The sequence below is a fragment of the Spiroplasma sp. hy2 genome, from assembly GCF_044714365.1.
In the GTDB taxonomy this organism is placed as follows: Bacteria; Bacillota_I; Bacilli_A; order Mycoplasmatales; family Mycoplasmataceae; genus Spiroplasma; species Spiroplasma phoeniceum.
In genome coordinates, this window is sequence record NZ_RXFZ02000072.1 from 1 (window position 1) to 5037 (window position 5037).

At 26.2% G+C, this 5037-nt stretch carries 4 protein-coding genes; 2 read left to right on the forward strand and 2 right to left on the reverse strand.

What is annotated here, in order from left to right:
• Positions 1-963, forward strand: a 963-nt coding sequence (locus EHV01_RS03215) for a hypothetical protein (protein WP_422066174.1), incomplete at its 5' end; no start/stop codon positions are given.
• A gap of 385 nt (positions 964-1348) precedes the next feature.
• On the opposite strand, the gene eno is transcribed toward EHV01_RS03215, so the two are convergent.
• Positions 1349-2725: a phosphopyruvate hydratase gene (gene eno / locus EHV01_RS03220; RefSeq protein WP_422066175.1), complete on the reverse strand. Its 1377-nt coding sequence runs from the start codon at positions 2723-2725 to the stop codon at positions 1349-1351.
• A gap of 182 nt (positions 2726-2907) precedes the next feature.
• Here eno and trpS point away from each other — a divergent pair, with 182 nt between their 5' ends.
• Complete coding sequence (gene trpS, locus EHV01_RS03225; RefSeq protein WP_422066176.1) at positions 2908-3936, forward strand: tryptophan--tRNA ligase; 1029 nt, start codon at positions 2908-2910, stop codon at positions 3934-3936.
• A gap of 52 nt (positions 3937-3988) precedes the next feature.
• Here the strand turns inward: trpS and EHV01_RS03230 are convergent, their stop codons facing one another.
• Positions 3989-4864, reverse strand: coding sequence for a lipoprotein (locus tag EHV01_RS03230; RefSeq protein ID WP_422066177.1), 876 nt, complete (start codon positions 4862-4864; stop codon positions 3989-3991).
• Between the last annotated feature and the right edge of the window lie 173 nt (positions 4865-5037).

Consider the following 5037-nt stretch of genomic DNA (forward strand, 5'->3'; position numbering starts at 1 on the left):
TATAATGAAACTTTATTATATACAATTGGTAAATTAGCCCGAAATGATTTTTATAAGGGTTTTAAAGTTTCTAATTTAGAAACAATTAATAATTTATTAAAAATTGAAAAAAATATTCAAAAAATAAGTCCTACATTAGTTCAAAAAATACCACGCGTAAATGAAAAAAATGCTAATAAATGATTGTCTGAATATGGATTAAATATTGATAAAATAAGCAAAATTAATACTAATGAGTGATATAACATTATGGCCAATCTTCATAAAAAAGGTGTTGGTAAAAACCTACTATTAAATGCTAATTTAATGCGTGGAAGTAAAATATATAATAATAAATTATTAAACATTTTGCATCAAACGCCAATTAAATTAAATAAAGTCTTAAATTATTTAAACCCAAATTTTTATATTCAAAAAGTAACTAAAAAATTATTAGCCCCAATTGAAAAACAAATAATTGCTATTAAACAAAAAGTAATTAATAAAATTATTGATAAAACTAAAAAAATATTATCTAAATTTGAAACTAAGGCTATTAAAAAATGCCAATTATTACCTTTTGCCTATGGTTCTGATGTTTTTTTAGCAGTAAAAATTGTTCCATTATCAGTTGCGGGCGAAGTTGCTTTAACAATATATTATAAAAATCCGCAATATGCCCCTATTGTCGTTATGACAACTTTAATCAAAGCAGAAAAGTTTGTTTTGACTCCTGAACCGTTTAAATTCTATATGAACAGTGAGTGGTTTATTGGTTGGGGATTTAAAAAAACAAGTTTGTTTAATTTAGTTTCTTTTGTCCCACTTGCTTATCAGCAAGTAGTAAAAGATAGTTTTAAAATATATCGGACAATTGCTAAGATATTAAAATTACAAGAGCAATTTAAAAATAACTTTAATAAAGATAAATTGTTAAATACGCTAGAAATTTTTTCCATCAATTATTTACCTCTTATATATTAAAAATATACCTAAAATTAAGTATATTCTATAAATATCAAGAGTTTTCTACAAAATTAAAGTATTATTATAGATAGCATAGAAGATGTATTTAAAATTAAATAATTTAAATAAAAAGTCATTTTTCGTTGTAGGAAAATATTAAATTTTTAAATAAAAGACATAATTAATTAAAATTATAATTTGCTATTAGTATCTTTTTAAAAATATTTACAATTATTTTAATAGGTTATGCAAGAAGTCTAATATAATACTATCATATTACTACATATAGTATCAAAACGATGTTTCAACTATTTTTTAAAATTTCAAATATTTGGTATTGTTACATTCTTTTATCACCATAAATATTTATATAATCATAATAAAAAAATAACCTTTTATAAGGTTATTTTTTTAAATCAGCAACATGTTTTTTTAAATTATAAAATGTTTTAATTCCATCATATTCAGCTACTGTTTCTAACTCATCTTCAATTGCTAATAAACGATTATATTTTGCAATTCTATCACTTCGTGACATACTTCCTGTTTTAATTTGACCAGTATTTAAAGCGACTGCTAAATCAGCAATTGTTGAATCTTCTGTTTCGCCTGAACGATGTGAAACAACTGCTGTTCAACCTGCTTTTTGTGCTAATTGAATTGTATTAATTGTTTCAGTAACTGTTCCAATTTGGTTTAATTTAATTAAAACAGAATTTGCAGCGTTACGAGCAATCCCTTCTGCTGTAATTTTTGGATTTGTAACAAATAAGTCATCACCAACAATTTGAATTTTATGTCCCATTGTTTTTACTTGTAATTCAAAACCAGCTCAATCACCTTCTGCTAAACCATCTTCAATTGAAATAATTGGGTATTTATCAACTAATTTGTCTAAATATTTAATTAATTCTTCTGTTGTCATGGCATATTCTTTACCAGTAACTTTTTCAATTTTCTTAAAGTGATATTTTTTATCATTAAAATATAATTCTGATGAAGCACAATCCATTGCAATCATAACACCTTCTTTACCTGGTTTATATCCTGCTTTTTCAATTGCTTCAACAATTAAATCTAAGGCAACCTCAGCTGGTGTTTTTGTTTGAAATGAAGCTAAAGTTTGATCTTTATATGCTCAATTAAAATGCGGAGCAAAACCACCTTCATCACCAACAGCAGTAATATCACCTTTATCATGTAAGATTTTTTTTAAAGTATGGAAAATTTCTGATGATCATCTTAAAGCTTCTTTAAAAGTTTCAGCTCCAACTGGCATAATCATAAATTCTTGGAAATCAATTGCACTATCAGCATGTTCTCCTCCATTAATAATATTCAACATTGGAACAGGTAGTTTTTTCCCATTTACACCACCTAAATATTTGTATAATGGCATTTCTAATTCCGAAGCAGCTGCTTTTGCAACAGCCATTGATACTCCTAGCATTGCATTAGCACCTAAATTCTTTTTAAAATCAGTTCCATCTAAAGTAATCATGGCATGATCAATTTCAACTTGGTTTGTTACTTCCATTCCAACCAGTTGTTCGGCAATTTTTGTATTAACATTCCCAACTGCTTTTAAAACACCTTTCCCTTGGTAACGTCCTTTATCACCATCTCTTAATTCTAATGCTTCACGACTTCCGGTTGAAGCTCCTGATGGTACCATTGCTGAACCATATCCGCCAAATTCTGTTCAAACTTCAACTTGAACAGTTGGATTTCCTCGTGAATCAATTACTTCACGAGCATTAATTTTCTCAATTCTCGACATAATTTTTTACTCTCCTTCTAAGTGTATAATTTTATTATATTATTTGTTCAAAAAATAGTAAACAAAATCGGTTGAAAATCCAAGAAAAATACTACTTTTATTGTTTTTCTTTTGGAAAAACTAAAATATTTGCTATGATATTACTAAATATGTTATTAAATTTGGACAAGAAGGGAGAACATATGGAACAAAAAAAACCAACAATTGTTTCAGGCATTACTGCGACAGGACAATTAACTTTAGGAAATTATATTGGGGCGATAAAAAATTTTATTGAATTACAAAAAGATAATAATTTAATTATTTTTGTGGCAAACTTACATGCAATTACAATTCCAATTAGCAAAGAAGAATTACGAAATAACATTAAAAATATGGTTGCATTATATTATGCATGTGGTTTGGACCCACAAAAAGCAATTATTTTTGTTCAATCAGATGTCTTAGAAGTTACCTTATTAGCACATATTTTATTGTGCAATACAACTATTGGGGAATTATCACGAATGACACAATTTAAAGACAAATCAATAAAAATGAAAGCAGAAAATGGAACTGAATTTATTCCAACCGGATTATTAACTTACCCAACTTTAATGGCCGCGGATATTTTATTATATGATGCTGATTTAGTTCCAGTTGGAAAAGACCAAAAACAACACATTGAATTAACACGAAATATTGCCGAACGAATGAATAATCGTTATCAACAAGATTTATTTAAAATTCCGACCGACTTTATTCCACCAATTGGTGGCAAAATTATGGATTTACAAAATCCAACTAAAAAAATGAGTAAGTCTTCCAATGATCCTAAGTCTTTTGTCGGGTTATTAGATGCACCTGAAGTAATTCGAAAAAAAATCCGTAGTGCCGTAACTGATTCAGAAGGAAAAATTGCTTATAATCCTGAGCAAAAACCAGGCGTAAGTAATCTTTTAACAATTTATGCTGTTTTAAAAAAAGTAACAATTGAAGCAGCTGTTAAGGAATTTGTTCAATACGATTATGGCCAATTAAAAGAACAAGTTGCCAATACAATTATTGAAGTTTTAGAACCAATTCAAAAAAAATACCACAAATTAATGCAAGATCAAACAATTGATGAATTAATTGATTTAGGAGCAACAAAAGCACGAGCAATTGCTAATAAAAAAATAACAAAAGTTAAAAATGTTGTTGGATTAAATTATAAAAAAAGTAGCCTTTAAATAAAAAATAGACACATAAAGTATAAAATTTATGTGTCTATTTTTGTTATATTTAGTTTTGAATTTGGTATTTTAATTCATTTAATTCTCACATATAATTACCATTTTGGTCAGTTACTTTAAAATTAAATTTTCCATTTTGATTAACTTTACTAGTATCTAACTGATCAAAATGAAAAGTAATTTTATTTTTTAAATAACAATATAATTCATCAATATTTTTAATTGTCTTAATATTACTAATTTTAAAATTATTTGAATCACTATAAACATTTGTTAGCCATAATTTAATAATTTCTGCTGTTGTCATATTTTGTTTAAAAATAAACCTTGGATGATTCTGAATATAATTAATTAAATATTCTTGTAAATCTTTATTAAGTTCATAACTTCAAAAAACATTTGAATTTAAATTAATTGTTAAATAATAAATCGTTGTTGGAAAATGGCTACCATCTAAAGTATATTCTTCTATTGTTGTTTGTCCCGTCGTATAAGTATACTCCGTTGTATTACGAATTAACGGAAACAAAATAAAATCACGATATAATTGGTTAGCTGTTTGCAAATGGGTTGGCATACTTGCAATATATGTTTTAAATAAAACATTAGTTGTTGGTAACTCAAATGCTGGAACATTTGAAGGATTATTAAAATTATAATTAATAATTGGTCATAAAGTATGAGCTTCTCTTTCTTTTGAAAACATTGTGAAAATTGTATTATCATCTTGATGTTTTACTCAATATTCATCTTCATCATTAATGGGTTGTAACATAAAATGTGTTAAAAACTTGCCAACTGCTGGCTGCAATGTTGCATCTTGGGTTGGAATATAATAATGTTCTGGATAAATACAACTAATCGTTAAAATACTTGGAGTTGTAAACATTATCATCGTTCCAAAAAAACTAAGCAATTTTTTCATCGAATCATTCCTTTTGATAAACTATCTTTTAAATTATAACAAAAAATAGTGATTAAAAATTAAAATTATTCTTTAATTTTGTCGAAAACTCTTGATGAAATAAAAAAAATCATCAATATGACAATTTGAAAACTAATTTTGTGTAAGATTATGATTTTGCTTTAAATTTTTTA